The sequence below is a fragment of the Leptothermofonsia sp. ETS-13 genome, from assembly GCF_049200465.1.
GTDB lineage: Bacteria > Cyanobacteriota > Cyanobacteriia > Leptolyngbyales > Leptolyngbyaceae > Leptothermofonsia.
The window spans coordinates 193,203-208,686 of the sequence record NZ_CP120836.1; the positions used below are offsets into that span (position 1 = coordinate 193,203).

Annotated in this window: 12 protein-coding genes; 9 read left to right on the forward strand and 3 right to left on the reverse strand. The window is 50.7% G+C overall.

What is annotated here, in order from left to right:
* Positions 1–77: 77 nt before the first annotated feature.
* Together P4D80_RS00935 and P4D80_RS00940 are read left to right on the forward strand one after the other, a co-directional pair.
* Entirely contained in the window at positions 78–1,505 is a 1,428-nt protein-coding gene (locus tag P4D80_RS00935) for a sugar transferase (RefSeq protein ID WP_421656985.1), read from the forward strand.
* A gap of 163 nt (positions 1,506–1,668) precedes the next feature.
* The gene (locus P4D80_RS00940; protein ID WP_421656986.1) at positions 1,669–4,272 is read left to right on the forward strand and encodes an O-antigen ligase family protein; all 2,604 of its coding nucleotides are present in this window, start codon (positions 1,669–1,671) and stop codon (positions 4,270–4,272) included.
* 31 nt (positions 4,273–4,303) lie between these two features.
* Here P4D80_RS00940 and P4D80_RS00945 read toward each other — a convergent pair whose 3' ends face one another.
* Positions 4,304–5,581 carry an ABC transporter substrate-binding protein gene (locus tag P4D80_RS00945; protein WP_421656987.1) on the reverse strand — a complete coding sequence of 426 codons (1,278 nt, stop codon included), beginning with the start codon at positions 5,579–5,581 and terminating at the stop codon, positions 4,304–4,306.
* A gap of 777 nt (positions 5,582–6,358) precedes the next feature.
* On the opposite strand from P4D80_RS00945, the gene P4D80_RS00950 reads away from it, so the two are divergent.
* The 3 genes from P4D80_RS00950 to P4D80_RS00960 all read left to right on the forward strand — a co-directional run bounded on the left by P4D80_RS00950 (position 6,359) and on the right by P4D80_RS00960 (position 9,173).
* On the forward strand, positions 6,359–7,150 hold the full coding sequence (locus P4D80_RS00950) for a Tic22 family protein (RefSeq protein WP_421656988.1): 792 nt from the start codon (positions 6,359–6,361) through the stop codon (positions 7,148–7,150).
* A gap of 124 nt (positions 7,151–7,274) precedes the next feature.
* Positions 7,275–8,240 (forward strand): peptide chain release factor N(5)-glutamine methyltransferase, encoded by a 966-nt coding sequence (prmC, locus tag P4D80_RS00955; protein ID WP_421656989.1) that lies wholly within the window; start codon positions 7,275–7,277, stop codon positions 8,238–8,240.
* A gap of 588 nt (positions 8,241–8,828) precedes the next feature.
* The gene (locus tag P4D80_RS00960; RefSeq protein WP_421656990.1) at positions 8,829–9,173 is read left to right on the forward strand and encodes a hypothetical protein; all 345 of its coding nucleotides are present in this window, start codon (positions 8,829–8,831) and stop codon (positions 9,171–9,173) included.
* A gap of 92 nt (positions 9,174–9,265) precedes the next feature.
* On the opposite strand, the gene P4D80_RS00965 is transcribed toward P4D80_RS00960, so the two are convergent.
* Positions 9,266–10,177, reverse strand: a complete 912-nt coding sequence (locus tag P4D80_RS00965; RefSeq protein WP_421656991.1) for a peptidoglycan DD-metalloendopeptidase family protein — start codon at positions 10,175–10,177, stop codon at positions 9,266–9,268.
* A 172-nt stretch (positions 10,178–10,349) separates the two neighbouring features.
* On the opposite strand from P4D80_RS00965, the gene P4D80_RS00970 reads away from it, so the two are divergent.
* Positions 10,350–11,561 carry an HhoA/HhoB/HtrA family serine endopeptidase gene (locus P4D80_RS00970; RefSeq protein WP_421656992.1) on the forward strand — a complete coding sequence of 404 codons (1,212 nt, stop codon included), beginning with the start codon at positions 10,350–10,352 and terminating at the stop codon, positions 11,559–11,561.
* 46 nt (positions 11,562–11,607) lie between these two features.
* Positions 11,608–12,054 (forward strand): hypothetical protein, encoded by a 447-nt coding sequence (locus P4D80_RS00975; protein ID WP_421656993.1) that lies wholly within the window; start codon positions 11,608–11,610, stop codon positions 12,052–12,054.
* 307 nt (positions 12,055–12,361) lie between these two features.
* On the opposite strand, the gene P4D80_RS00980 is transcribed toward P4D80_RS00975, so the two are convergent.
* On the reverse strand, positions 12,362–13,198 hold the full coding sequence (locus tag P4D80_RS00980) for a sulfurtransferase (RefSeq protein WP_421656994.1): 837 nt from the start codon (positions 13,196–13,198) through the stop codon (positions 12,362–12,364).
* Positions 13,199–13,503: 305 nt separating this feature from the next.
* Between P4D80_RS00980 and P4D80_RS00985 the strand changes: the two genes are divergently transcribed.
* The gene (locus tag P4D80_RS00985) at positions 13,504–13,758 is read left to right on the forward strand and encodes a hypothetical protein (RefSeq protein WP_421656995.1); all 255 of its coding nucleotides are present in this window, start codon (positions 13,504–13,506) and stop codon (positions 13,756–13,758) included.
* A gap of 706 nt (positions 13,759–14,464) precedes the next feature.
* On the forward strand, positions 14,465–15,484 hold the full coding sequence (locus P4D80_RS00990) for an HD domain-containing phosphohydrolase (protein WP_421656996.1): 1,020 nt from the start codon (positions 14,465–14,467) through the stop codon (positions 15,482–15,484).

Here is a 15,484-nt window from a genome sequence, read left to right on the forward strand (position 1 = left end):
TACTAACCTTGTTGCCCTGCAAATCAGTTGGCAGTCCTGTCACTGTTGGCTGTATTGCATCTCTCTTTTTTTTTGCAATGAACAGCACCTTCTGTAAGAAAGCGACGGATATTCGTGCTCCCCACGGGTTTAGGTTACAAAGGCTTTTGAGCTGGCAGTGGCAGAGAGTGCTGGCCCTGTTGTTGTGTGATACGGCAGCCTTGGCGATCGCCTGGCAGGTAGCGGCTCGTCTGAACCGTTTTTATTCTCCCCTACCGCCGCAACTTTCCTGGGGAGTCTGGTTGGGTTTACCTGGGCTGTTCTGGCTGTTTGCTGCTGTGACACTGATACTGTTTGCTCGCAGCGGTTTATATAGCTCTTCGACCCAATGGAAGAACTACATTCGCTCTGGGCAAATGGTGAGTGGGGTCTACTTATCATCCCTGGTCATTAGCTATTTCTATGACCCAAAGCTAGATTTGCCGCGATCGCTCTTTTTTACCGCCTGGTTCGGTAGTGTTGCATTGGTAATTGGTTTCCGATTAATGACCAGCCCGGTACTGCGACAATTTGAGCAAACTCAGACACCAATTTTCTTGCTGGCTCCGGCGGAGCGGCTATCCAAACTTTTCCGCCTGCTGAAGCGGCGATCGCGCTGTAAGCTGGTTGGAGCAGCCCTTTCTTCAACTGCCAGCAGTACCACCACCCTTCAGGCAATTCTGGCTTCTGGAGCCAGGGAAGTGCTGGCAGAGGGACTACCTCAAACGGAACTGGCTTCGGGGCTTTACTGGCAACTGCGCCGGGCAGGCATCACCCTGCGACTAATCCCTTCTAGCTTAGAAATGCTGCACCGTCGGGGATTGCCGGAAATTTTTGCTGGTATCCCCACCCTGCGGATGGAGGCAGATTTCCTGAGTGGGTGGGATTATCGACTGAAGCGAATGATTGATTTTATTGGGGCATTTGTGGGGTTAATTGTCCTATCACCGCTGTTTTTGGGGGTGGCGATCGCCATTAAGCTCACCTCTCCGGGGCCTGTCTTCTTTTGCCAGGAACGGACGGGGCTCCACGGCAAAGTTTTTCATATATGGAAGTTCCGCACTATGATTCCCGCTGCCGCCGCAATGCAAGCGGCTTTAGAGCAGCAAAATGAAACCGACGATGGGGTCATGTTCAAAATCAAAAATGACCCCCGCATCACTCCGATTGGGCAATTCCTTCGCCGCACCAGCATTGATGAACTTCCCCAACTGTTCAATGTTTTGCTGGGGCAAATGAGCCTGGTTGGACCTCGTCCTCTGCCACTGCGGGATGTGGAACGCTTCGACCCCTGGCATCACACCCGTCACCAGGTGCTTCCCGGTATTACTGGGCTGTGGCAAATTTCGGGTCGTTCCGAGATTGACACCTTTAACGAAGCGGCCCGCCTGGATCTGTATTACATTGACAACTGGTCTCTCAACCTGGATCTGGAAATTCTGCTAGAAACCCTCAAAATTATCCTCCTTGGTAAGGGCGCGTATTGACTTGAAACAGAGAGTGGGGAATAGGGATCCGGGAGTGGGGAGGGGAGTTTTCCTGCTTGAAAGGGGATGCAGGTCATGGGAGGCTGACTTGAGAAGAGCTAACAGCTAATAGTCCCTTTTTCTTCGTGGCGCTGTAAGCAGTTCATAATCGTTATTTGTAAAGATGAGTAACTCAACTTCTGCCCCCCCATCCTCAAAGTCTTTGGTTCAATCTTCATCCAAAGGAAATTTGTTGGGACTGCTCACGGCTGCCTTTTACATCTTGTTTACGCTGCTGCCAGACAGTAACACCGCAATGGTTGAGTGGCCGTGGGTGTTGTTCTGGCAGGTAGGGCTGATTTGCCCTGTGCTGTGGCTGCTGGGAATGTTCTGGCAGAAGCGGTTTCGCTGGTTAGGCAATCGGTTAGATTGGATGGTTGGAGTCCTGGTTGTGGGTCTGGTTGTTTCCACTTTACTGGCTCCCTTTCCGATGCAAGCCCGTTGGTATGGCTGGGCTGCAATTTGCTTTCTGGCAGCGCTTTATGCCCTCAATAGCTGGTTAGAAATTCCGCAACGCCCAGTCAGGCTGTTAGTTGGGCAGGGATATTTGAATCTGGCATTGATTCTGGTCAGTCTCTTGCTCTGGAGCAGTCAGACACTTCTGCCAGAGCTTAGCCGTCTGCAAGAATTTCGCCAGTATGGGGTTAACCTTCCCTACGATTTTTCCAATATTGGGTTGAGAAATGGCTCGCCGATTGGACATCAGAATTACGTCGCAGGCCATCTGTTGCTAGCGCTGCCCTTACTTCTGGGGTTAGGAATCTATCAAGCTAGCTGGAAACGCTGGATCTGGTTTGCAGGAGTGGGACTGGGACTGGTTGCTCTGTATACCACTAGCTCACGGGGTGGGTGGCTGGGAGTGTCATTGTTGTTTGTAATTGGATTGGCCGTCCTTCTCTGGCACAGCAAATTACCCCGTCGCTGCTTGGGGATGATGAGCCTGGCAGGATTTGCGCTACTGGTGCTGCTGGTGCTGGCAAATAGCCGTCTGCGATCGCTGCTCACAGGAATTTTTACCGGTCAGGGCGGAGGCGAACTGGCCTACCGTTTGATAACAGTCACCACTGGTTGGAGGATGGGTCTGAGCCACTTCTTTTCAGGGGTGGGACCAGGTAATGTACCGCTACTTTACCAGAAATATCGCCCTTCATGGGCCGGACGGGAAGCAGAACTTCACTACCAGCTACATAGCACCCCCGCTCAACTGTGGGCAGAACTGGGATTCTGGGCTGTGGCAGTCGGGGTGGGGGCGATCGCCCTCCTGACTTTTCTCGCCATCCGCTGGTTACGTTCTTTAAGCACACGGCCAACCCCACCGACGCCCCCAATCCTGATTGGCTGTCTTCTCAGTGGCCTGGGAACCTACGCCATCTTCAGCTTCACCGACTACCAGCTTGACAATATCCCTATCAGCGGAACTCTCATCATTTACCTGGCGGTACTGGCAGCAGAATTCCGGCACCCGGAACCCACCCAGCAGGAGCTCAGAGACCAGAAAACCCGGTTAGAAACCCCTCGCTCTTCCGCTCTCCTGCTCTCCCGCTCCTCACTTCCCCTCTCCCTCCTCGCCGGACTGGGTTTCCTGCTGGCCATCATCCTCTGGCTCATCCCCATTCACCGGGCCTGGATGCTTTCCAGCCAGGGATTTGCTGCCCTCAGCCGGAACGATGTGAACACCTTTGCCCAGCGGCTGACTCAGGCACACCAACTCGCTTCCTGGGAAGCCTACTACCCTTATCAGCTAGGCTGGAACCTGGGAAATCTCGGTTTACAGGTGAATAACACAAATCAGCAGCAGAGTTTGATCGGGGATGGCATTTCCTGGCTCAAGCAGGGGATTCAGGCATCACCCTATCAGGAATTTGGACACACTAATCTGGCCTGGCTCCTGTTGAACCGCGACCCCAAAGCCGCCAGTCAAGCGTTTGTTCGTTCTGCCCAACTGGTTCCGGCAAAACGAGGGGTGTTTTATGGTTTGGGATTGAGTTTGTTGGCTCAAGGGAATAAAGATTGGGCGATCGCTGCTATGACCCTGGAAACGCTCCGCGATCCCCTATTCATCACCAGCCCCCTGTGGAAACTGCCGGACCTTCAGCCACTCTACGGGCAAATTGTGGATCAGATGGAGGCCAAATATACTGCCCTACTGGAGCAAGCCCAAAACTCGCCAACACTAACCTACCAACTGCATCAGATTCGGGGAGGACTGCGCTGGTGGCTGGGAAACTTAACTGCTGCCCGTACCGATTGGGAACTTTATGGCACTCCCTTGAGTAAAGGGGTGCTGGATCTGGCAGAAGGAAAAACGGTAAAACCCGAAATAGCCCAACCAGATTTTCCAGCGGCGGCCTTAGCAATTTCTGCCTGGCTCAATCCCACCCAGCGTAAGGAATTGTTAAGCCAGACCTGGATCACAGCCACCCGCACCCTCCCCCCTCCCGAAACCCTTCAACAACTGATGGAGACGATGGCTCGCTCCTCAACTCTCGATCAATGGCTAAAGCAAAATGCTCCCAGCCAGAAGTATCGGCGATCGCGAGCTGGGTTTGGTGTCATCAGTCGTCATGCAGACGGTCCCGCCCCTATAGACTTTTTGACCGTAATTGAAAACATTCCAATGACGCAGTTTTTTAGTTCACTGCTACCATCTCCTGAGTACGCGCCTGAGTTTGATACCCTGCTGCAAAAAGAACGAGAGTCCCTACTGAAAGCAATCGAAAGTGGCTGAGGATAGCGATCGCCCGTCGCCCGTTGCCTGATCATTTGTTCCCCTCGCCGCTGACCGCGATCGCCCCAATCACCTTCACGCTGCCATCGGGCTCAACTGTCCAGATATCATAGCTACCCGTTACATCGCCCAGGGCGTTCAGGTCTACATTGCCGCTGGCTCCCTGATAATTCACCTCCCTGCCCTCCCGGATCAGAGATAGTGCCTGACAAACATCGGTCACGGCTTCCCCTGGAGGATTGGCAACCTCCCGAATCCTGTCCTTAATCACAGAACTATCGATTGATTTCGCCGCTTCCGTCGCCATAAGCAAAAGAGCTGTTGCATCCCAGGTATTAGGATCAAACACTTCCGGTTCTCGCTTATATTGCGCCCTGAACTGTTCTCTAAAATCTTTGAAGGCAGGGCCTCCCGTGCTGGGAGCCGTCCCCACAATCCCGGTTGCGATATATTCTCCCTTTGCGTTTTTACCCACCAGGTCAGCGATTTCGGTTTTCTTCATCCCATCAGTCACCAGAAGCCTGGTTGTCTTGCCTAAAAGCCCTTGCTGATAGGCGGTTTTCAGCACAAGGCTACCAGTTTCTGGGTAGGCAATCAGTAACACCGCATCGGGCCTGCTGCTATACGCCGCCGCAACCACTGAATCAAAGGTGGTGCTGTCTGGAGGGTAGCGAGCCGGGCTGGATTTATTTAGAACCTTGCCCCCTAGGGCTTCAAAGGCTGGAACAAAGGAGGAAATCAGCCCATTGCCGTAGTCGTTGTTGATGGCCAGAATCGAAACTGATTCGATCCCCTGCGCTTTTGCCAACTTGGCCAGGGCTTCTCCCTGATAGGTATCCGGTGGCGCAGTTCGAAACCAAAACCCTTTAAAGTCACCATTGCGAGCTCGTTCTGTAAATATCGGGCTGGTGCTGGAAGGTGAAATCAGAACCACTTGATTGCGAACGGCAATGCCAACCTCAGCGCTGGCGGTTGCACTAGACACGCCTCCAACAACCCCCGAAACCCGATTCACTTCGGCTAACTGGGTCATGGCCGCCGCCGCCGCCGCAGGCTCTGTCTGGTTATCCTGGGAAAGAACTTCAACGGGTTGACCAAGGACTCCCCCACAGGCATTGACCGTATCCACCAGTAACTGGGCACTATTCTGCATTGAAGAACCATAGGCTGCCAGATCTCCCGTAATGGGCAGTAAGGTTCCAATCCTTAGCTTGCCGGGTGTTCCTGTTGTCTGGCAGGCAGAGGTCAACAAAAGCAGCAGACAGAAGATTCCGTGCTGACAAGTTTTCTGGCATTGTGGTGTAGTCATTTTTTTTAGGAAGGGAACTCTCTCCTTCCAGCATCGTCCCATTTGCTATAGCAGTCCTAACCCAACGCGTGCAAGGGTTAGCGATAGCGTAGCCCATCCTATATGGACTGCGCCCATATGCTATGTATAGCAGTCCTAAATCAGTCGTGAGATTGAGAGGCTTTGTGAGAGAGGATTCCTGCGGAACTCCTTCTCATAATCCAAATAGGACCCCTATAGAAAGGATTCAGGATGGCTACCCAATATCTGTAAAGTTCGTTCAAATTTTTAACATCTAAAGCTTCGCCCATGGGTTAAAACATTATTTCATCCAGGAAAGGTGGCTCTCCTGAGAGTTTGGTTACAGGCAAAGCTTATCACCCAGGCAAAATCAGTATTTCAGGGGTTTTGTTTGGGATGAAGGGGTAGCTTGCGCCACTCTTTTATTGGCAAGCCGGGAAAACCGGAAAGATGCTGTCTTTATCTGGCTGTCTTCCATGTTCCCAGCGATCGCCTGAAAGCGAGACCAACTTGGAGAATGGCATAGTTAAACTTGGAGAGTTCCTTCTTGCTGTGTAAGAATGAATACCCAGGCTGGTCTAAATATTGCAGCAAATTTACAATGTTGCAGTGAATTTACAAAATTGGGAGAATGCCTCAGAATGGGTAGGCAAATCTGCACAGTCGGGTTTAGTTTGTCAGCTTTCACTGGGTTGTACCCCTTAGTTGGGCGATGCGCCCGAAGTAACGAGTCCGGTTCCCTGTATTTCCTTTAGAGTGTCAATGCCAGGAGCAGTCATGAAATCATTTGTTCGCTGGAGTGCAACGGTTGGTTTGGTTGGAAGTGCCCTGCTGGGTTCAGTTTTGGCAGGAGCTACGCGAGTTCTTGCACTACCCAAGGACCAGATCCTACAAAAGTTGCGCCCTGTCCCAGTCTTTACAATTGCCAACTCTCAAGGTGCCCCTCTCGTTGCTTCTCCGCCACAGGGGCAAAAGGGGCAGCCTGTAGCAGGTGTATTCATCAGTCAAAAGGATGCCCAGGCATTCCTCGATAGCCTCAAGACCAAGAATCCTGAGCTGGCTAAAGGCGTGAGTGTAGTTCCCGTATCGCTAGCTGAGGTTTATCAACTGAATCTGGATAACAAAGGCAAGCCTGATGGGTTAGGTTTTGCCTTCGTACCGTCTCAGCAGCAAGTTGCCTCTGCCACCTCGCTTCTAAAGCAAAGCGGTCAGCAGGTGCAGCAATTTAATGGAACACCGCTCTTTGTCGCCCGTGGTGGCAAGGAAAAGGGATATTTGACCATTCAGGATGGTAATAAAACGGTGATTCCTATGTTCTTCAAGAAGGAAGAGCTTCAGGCATTGCTAGACAAATTTAAACAGCAACAGCCCAATCTGGCTTCTACGGTTGAGATCCAGGTTCTAAATCTAGAAGGGCTGATCCAGGTGCTTCAGGAAAAGAATGATCCTCAACTGACTCAGATTGTGCTGGTTCCCTCGCAAGAGTCGATTGAGTATGTGCGATCGCTCAGCGCCCCCGGCCAGAAACCCGCCCCTGCTGCGAAACCTGCTCCTGCACCTAAGAAATAATCAGGGAATTCTGGTTTATCGCAGCAGAAGTTTTCAGGCTAGTTGTGAAGGGAATGGTAGAAAGAGGGAGTAGAGGAGTACTCTGTCACCCTATCACTCCATCACTTCCTTCTTTTAGCCCTCCATGACTAATTTCGACAGTTTTTCTAACAAGCTCTCGTCTCCATTACTGAGGCGAGGGTTTGTTGTTTCTGGGCAAGTACTGTGGGAATGGTGGCAAGCGGCACGGCAGGAAGCCAATACCGCGTCTATTCCCAGTACCGAAGTGGATTGGCTTGTGCAAGAACTGGCTGGGCTTGATCGGCTGGCTCTAAGGCTGGAAACCTTCAAAACCCAGCCCCAAGTGCGACTTGAAATTCCCTTCGTAGAGCTGCAAAAACTCTGGCAGAAACGAATCCAGGAACGAGTCCCTGTACAGTATCTTGCTGGCGTAGCTCCCTGGCGGCAATTCAGACTCAAAGTTTCTCCGGCTGTATTAATCCCAAGACCAGAGACAGAGGTTTTAATTGACCTGGCGATCGCAGCCGTCACCACACCTGAAGCCCAATTCACCCCTCCTCTCCCACTCTCCATCCCCCACTGGGCTGATCTGGGTACTGGCAGTGGTGCGATTGCCCTTGGCCTGGCAGGTGCCTTCCCTCAAGCCACGATCCATGCGGTGGATTGTAGCCAGGAGGCTCTGGCGATCGCCCAACATAATGCCGAAACCTATCACCTGCAAAACCGGATTCACTTCTATCAGGGGTCGTGGTTACAACCGCTGGAACATCTGAAGGGTCAACTGAGTGGCATTGTTTCCAATCCGCCTTACATCCCCAGTGATCTGATATCTGAGTTACAGCCGGAAGTTGCTCAGCACGAGCCCCACCTGGCCCTGGATGGTGGTGTTGACGGTTTGGATTGCATTCGCCATCTTGTTGCGACGGCTCCAGTCTATCTCCAACCTGGTGGAATTCTGCTATTTGAAATGATGGCCGGACAGGCGATCGCTGTTACCGATCTCTTACACCAGCAGGGCAGCTACCATCCGATTCAGATCTACCCAGATCTGGCTGGTATTGATCGCTTTGCTCTGGCATTTCGAAAATAGACAATTTTCAGATCTTTCGTCTACCCTGGTGGCCTATCAATTCTCTAATTTTGTCGCCTGGGGTTGAGTTCGTTGTTTTGTAGCCTTTCACCTCACAAAATAGTTCTTGACAGAGCTTTAGTCCCCAGCTTGTAGCCCCTTTCCACTCCTGGCTTCTGGCTTCTAACCCCACAAATAATAAAGTTTTATGGCTCTACGCGGGTGCGTTAGGGCATTGGAATTAGAGGAGGAGTGAGGGCTGCGCCCCAGCCAGGGATTCCACCCCTGCCCCTCGTCCTGACCTATAGGAATATCGTTCTACAAAGGATTTCGTATCATTAAGAGATTGATACCATTGGCAAGGGAATTGCAGGTTGCTATGGCAAAGCGCGACAAAGGGAAACCTAGTGGATACGGGAAGTCCTGGATCTGAAGCCTGATCACCGTTGGCAGGCCAGCCCTGGTTGTAAGGTCTTTGTGGCTGACCGGGGAGCGGTACGCTTTGAGGTTCCCGGTGACTGGTACTTTGAGCCAGATACCAAATCGTTTTGATTTTGCGATCGCAAACCGCCGGACGACAACTGCCGTCTAGAAGTTTCCTACAACCGATTGCCTCCAACCGACTGGAGTTTATTTCCCCTGGCTAAATTGTTAAAGGATGTGGTGGAAAGGGACGAACGGAACATTTTGGAGAAGGGAGAGATTGTCACTGTTAAGCGCCAGACTGCCCGTATTGTCTGGACAGAGTTCAAATTTATAGATTCCAATGAGCACCGGGAAGCCTATTCCCGCATTTGTATTGGATTGGGGTCTGGAATTCAGTGTTTGATTACATTTGACTACTGGGTAGAAGATGCACCTAAGCTGATACCCGTTTGGGATAGTGTGATGCGATCGCTCACCCTGGGTCTTTACATCCGGGACCCATCCACTGGGGTCGCTCTTCCAGATTAGTAGATCAAAACACAAAGTTCTGAAGGGGGTAAAACCCCCTCCACCTCCTTCAACCCAGTATCCTAAGCAACCTGGTGCCAGCCAATAAACTCTCACTTCTTCGCCTGATTCGGGTGTTGCCTGTCTCTCAGCAAATAGCTCTCCGGATTCTCCGCCACCCAGCCCAGCTTAGAGCGAGACCGGACTTCAAAATGAAGATGGGTCCGAGTAGAACTGGGGCGACCGCTACTACCCACCGTACCGATGACCTGTCCTTTCCTCACCGTTTGTCCCACCTTGACCTTGATGTTGCCAAGCTGAGCATAGCGAGTCTGCAAACCTTCCGGATGGTTAATTACAATCAGCTTGCCATAGGTACCCTGGTTTCCGGAAAAGGCGATGGTTCCATCCCCCACTGCAAGAACGGAAGTGCCCGGTGCTGCTGCCAGATCAACACCGCCATGAAACCCCACCTTGCCAATGGTTGGCTGAATTCCCCAACCATAGCCCAGCAAAATAGCAGATTGGGATGGTTTAGAAGACAGCGGATAGCCAGATAAAATACGGGCTGCCTGGGCAGAGGCATTTTGTCCTGGCACGTTAACTGGAGACCAGTTCACCCCCGGTACAAAAACGACTTTGGGAGTTGGTTGGCAACCATTTACCTCAAACAGTACATCGGGGCGAACTCCGTATTTCTTTGCCACATCACGCCAGGTCTGGTTGGATTGAAGCTCTACCCGAATACCGTTGTAGGGAGGAACCAGAATTTCAGTGCCAATAGGAGCCTTACCGCTCCTCATCACCGGGTTTAACCCCATTAATGTTGCTGGAATCAGGTTGTGTTGTTTAGCAATGCTTGCAGTTGTTTCACCGGGTTTAACCTTGTGGCGTACCAGGCGAGACAGAACAGGTGGTGGGCAAGCGGTAGACCCATTGACCTGGGAGAGAGCTGTTCTGGCGATACTAACAGAGCTCAACCAGAAAAGCAGCCCAAACACAAATGATCTACGAAGTAAGTTCATAGCCAGGGGCATGGAAGTTGTCAAACAATACCTCTACACCTTAACTTCTTCAATTCCCGGCTTGGGTCTTGGGGGAAGTGAATAGTGATCCAGCATTTCACGTACAGGTGGGCATTCATTCACCAGAAGTTAGAGTAGGGTAAAAGTACCCCATTTTGATTCTCCAAATTATATGAACCTATCTTTTAAGCAATTAGCAACCTATGTCGCGTTACTGGCAATTGGCGGTGGAGCCGGAGTATTGGGAAGTCAGTATTTTTTGAGTGAACAGCGAGGAGAAGGCTACTCCAATATCCCTACGGTTCTTAAGCCCTCCTCCAATTCAAGTGATCAAACGACGGCGACAGCAGCATTTGAGCCAAGCAATTCTAACTTTATTGCCGCTGCCGTGGAGCAGGTTGGACCTGCGGTCGTCCGCATTGATGCTGCCCGCAAGATTGTGAACGAGGTGCCCGATGCTTTGCAAAATCCTTTGTTTAAGAAGTTCTTTGGAGGGGAGCTGCCAGTCCCTAGAGAACGGGTGGAGCGAGGTACGGGTTCAGGATTTATTCTGTCAGGAGATGGGCGGCTGCTGACAAATGCTCACGTTGTTGCCGGAACCAATACGGTAGAAGTGACCTTAAAGGACGGGCGGACGTTTGAGGGAGAAGTGGTTGGTTCTGACCCGGTGACGGATGTGGCTGTGGTCAAGATTAATGCCAATGGTCTCCCTTCTGTTCGTCTTGGTCGGTCGGATAATCTGGTGCCTGGACAGTGGGCGATCGCGATTGGCAATCCCCTTGGACTGGATAACACCGTCACCGCTGGTATCATCAGTGCCACTGGACGATCCAGTTCTCAAGTTGGCGTTCCCGATAAGCGGGTCAGCTTTATTCAAACGGACGCTGCCATTAATCCCGGTAATTCAGGTGGCCCCTTGCTCAACGACCGGGGGGAAGTGATTGGCATTAACACGGCAATCCGGGCAGATGCTCAGGGGCTTGGGTTTGCCATTCCGATTGAAACGGCAAAAAGAGTTGCAGAACAGCTTTTTGCTAAAGGGCGAGTCGAGCATCCCTATCTGGGGATCCAGATGGTCGATTTGACAGCTGCCTTGCGCAAGGAGATTAACGAAAATAGCGGCTCAAACTTCCGAGTCAACCAGGATGAGGGAGTGCTGATTGTTAGAGTCTTTGACGGTTCTCCGGCAGCCCGGGCGGGGATTCAACAAGGAGACATTATCCAAAAAATTGATGGCAAGCAAGTTAAAACGGCGGCAGACGTTCAGGCAAAGGTTGAGAGTAGCGCGATTGGGTCAACCTTACAGGTTGAAATTAATCGTAACGGTCAGATCCGCACGATTCAGGTGAAACCCGCTGCCTTTCCAGGCGATAACAATTCATAAACACGCGAGTGTAGAATTCATCTACAGTTCCGAAGGAGTGCCGTCAATGTCCCATGACGTCAGCCAGTGGTTAGTTGAAATTAAAACCCTCAGGCAACAACTGGCAGAAGCCCATCAAGAGCGCGAACAGGCGTATGCTAGTGCAGCGAATTGGCAGCGTCTTTACGAAACGGAGGCACAACAACGTCGGGCGGATGCCGCTTTAGCTAAGCAAACCATTGAAAACCTGAAGCGACATATCCAGCAAATTCAGGGAAGTTCGGTTGTTGGAGAAACAGATGCTGATTTCCTATCAGCCATCCAGGCAGAGGTGGCAAAACTCAAAACCCCTGAAGAATTGCAAGAGAGGTTAATTCAGGTATTAGCAGAACGCGATCGCTTGCTTGAAGCCCTCAAAACTGAACAAGCTAACCATGCCCAAACCCGCAAGGGTCTAACTACAGCTTTGGGGGATGCGATCGATATGCTGTCAAAGGGAAGAGGGGAGGAGTAAGAGAGTAGAGGAGCCAGAAGGAAGAAGAAAGAAGAAAGAAAGAAAAAAGAAGGGCGTTGCTGAAAAGTGGGATGAATTGAAACGAAGTTTCAAGCATCCAGCACCTTTTGGGCACTGGACTTCTAACGAATGATTACCGTTTTTTTACATATGAATCGCCATTTGGCAGGTGTTTCACAAAGCATCCTCTATTAGCAGCCCAGTGCCACCTTTTTCATCTCCAGATTCAGCAATGCCAGAAGAAGAAAGAACAAGAAAGGAAAAAGGAAGCAAGCCTTTCCCCTCATTTCTCACAGTTCTCTAACCACTAACCACTGACCAGATAAGAACACCAATCGCTCCAGCTTCCAGCATAAAGTTTTCCGGTTCTAATACCAGCCAGTTCCAGGGAAAGCAAATTTACACAGGCCGTTACCCCAGAACCGCAATAGACGAGAATCTCTTGAGCTTGGCTGACTTCTGCCCAGCGTTGGCGTTGTTCGGTGACGGGGCGCAGGTACCCTTGAGCGTCGGTGGCTTCCTGCCAGGGGTAGTTCACTGCACCAGGAATGTGCCCTGCAATGGGATCGATAGGTTCTCGCTCACCCTGGTAGCGATCGCCTTCCCGCGAATCAACCAGAACCACCTGGGGCAAATCCTTGCGAGCTTTTACTTGGTCAATATCGACGACCAGTTCGGGGCGAAGTTTGGAAACAAACCGGCCAGCCCTGCTCACCGGAACCGCATCCGTTAGAGGGTAACCCGCGGCAACCCAGGCCGCAAAGCCTCCATCCAATACGGCGACCTGTTGATGGCCCAGGTATCGCATCAACCACCAAAACCGGGATGCAAAAGCCTGGCGGGAATCGTCGTAGGTCACCACCAGGGTGGGTCCTTCTGGTGGGTCTGAGGAGATACCCATTGCTTCCAGTTTTGGGACCAGGGTGGCTGGGTCAGGCAGGGGGTGTCGCCCCCCATGCTTACCAACGGAACTGGCAAGGTCCTGGTTCAAATCCAGGTAATAGGCTCCTGGAATGTGGCTTGTCTGATACTGTTGCCGTCCCAGATCTGGTTGTATGAGGGAGAATCGGCAATCGGCGATCGCCACCTGAGGGTCATCCAAATGTTCATAAAGCCATGTCACAGAAACAACCCAAGAATTCATAACAAAGTGCCTATCGTTCCTTCAATATTTTTAATAGTTTGCTCAGGGTGAGCTTTCAGAGAATTTTCTGAGTTTGTCATCTATGAAATTATCTTAAGTTGTACTGGGAGATACACGCTCAGTTCTGCTCTCCAGCAAGAATTGATAAACCATGGTTTATTAGCAGTTTGAAATCCGCAAACCACTGTTGGAAAAGCGCTTTAAGCATTTTAGTATCCACTTGATCTGCAAAAACGCCTCAAACTTCTTGTCTCCGTCTGGTTGGCCAAGGCACTTATAAATGTTATTTCAAATGGTTGATTAGTATGGCGAACTGCCCTTTGTGTTCTGATGTTTTGTTGCGCCATGTTCGTTCAGGTGAAACCTATTGGTTCTGTCGCTGTTGTCGAATCGAAATTTTAGATAAGACTACATCCACTAATGGACGCGATCGCATCAATTTACAACCCACTTCGGTTCAGGCAATCTCAACTTCTCCACGACCACCCTTGACAAAATCGGGCGAAGTAATGATCCAGCCAACTTTCAATAGCGAACGGGTGGATCAATTGATTCGGTAAGCGATCGTCTGAAGGTAAACCTATAGTGTTCACAAATATAGCGATCCTAATCTGTTTTGTGAGAAGGGATTTTTGTGAGAAAGGATTCCGTAAGAATCCCTTCTCACAAAACCTTTTGATTTCACGAATGATTTAGGACTGCTATATTCTCTTAACACAGGGAGTAGGAACTTCGACGCCACGCAGGGGTAGAACTCTGCACACCGCTCAAATTTTAAGAAGGATCGTTATAACAGAGTAACTATAGTAACGATGCGCAGCGCTAGCCGCCATTATTAGCCACTCCAAGAATCACTACAATTTGGGCGCTAAGCAGTCAGGCACAATTAAATCGTGGAGGGGGCTGCACTCCTAGGTAAGGGCTGCAGATCCATTCTCCGTTTAACAATTAATTAAGGCTATCTACTGATCTCTCTGACTTGAAATGGAAACCAGAAACTGGGAGCCAGAATCTAGAGTTCTTTCCCGTTTTAGCTCCTGACTGCTGGCTCCTAACACATTTTTATGACTGCTCATGCCACTAGTGGATTTTACCCGATTCTGTAAACTAGCATCGCCGGGAAAGAAGCAATCTCCGTAAAAAACCTGATTTCTCCCTCAAAACTATTTCTCATACTGGACATACAAAACCTGCTAGGTGATTGCGACTCCTGTCAGTTGTGCATCATCAGGTACTTCTACAATTTTTTACGTGAGATCTGTTCCAGTGAGCCGCCTCGATTCCGAACGCCCCAGAGTCCTTGTCGTTGATGATCATCCTTCTAGCCGGATGACCGCTGTTGCACTGTTATCAGTGGAGGGTTACGAGGTTCTGGAAGCAGACAGTGGCCCTGGTGCTTTAGAATCCGTTGTGGCCAGCAATCCTGATCTGATTCTGCTGGATGTTATGATGCCTGGAATGGACGGGTTTGAGGTTTGTCGCCGCTTAAAGCAAGATGAACAAACCCGGCTTACTCCCATTGTCTTTGTTACGGCTCTGGATGATCGTCGTGCTCGCTTAAAAGGCATTGAAGCTGGGGGAGATGATTTCCTGACAAAACCTTTTGACCAGCTTGAACTTTCGGCGCGGGTGAAGTCTCTGATTCGGCAGAAGCGCTTGAATGAAGATTTGGATCACGCGGAGCAGGTACTGTTCTCCATCGCCCGCACCGTTGAGAGCCGTGACCCCAATACTGGTGATCACTGCGAGCGGCTGGTTGAATGGGGTAGGGCATTTGGTGAATTTTTAGGTCTATCTCGCACTGAAATTCGGGATTTGATGTGGGGCGGCTACCTGCATGACATTGGCAAAGTGGGCATTCCAGACGCAGTCTTGCTGAAGCCTGGCAAATTTACCCCTGAAGAATGGGCGGTAATGCAGCAGCACGTTTTAATTGGCGAAAAAATCTGTCAGCCCCTCCGCACGATGCGCGGGGTGGTTCCAATCATTCGCCATCACCACGAACGCTGGGATGGGACAGGCTATCCCGATGGTTTGGTAGGCGACCAGATTCCTTTCCTGGCTCAGGTGTTTCAAATTATTGATATTTATGACGCCTTGACCAGTGAACGGCCCTATAAAAAAGCCTTTACGCCTGAAGAAGCGTTGTCCATTCTCGATGAAGAAACGGCTAAAGGTTGGCGTAATCCCGATCTGGTTTATAAGTTTAAAGAGTTTATTCGCGCCACTGAGATGAACGCTAGGGATGCCTTTGTGGTCTCGAAAAAGCTGCCACAAACCATATGA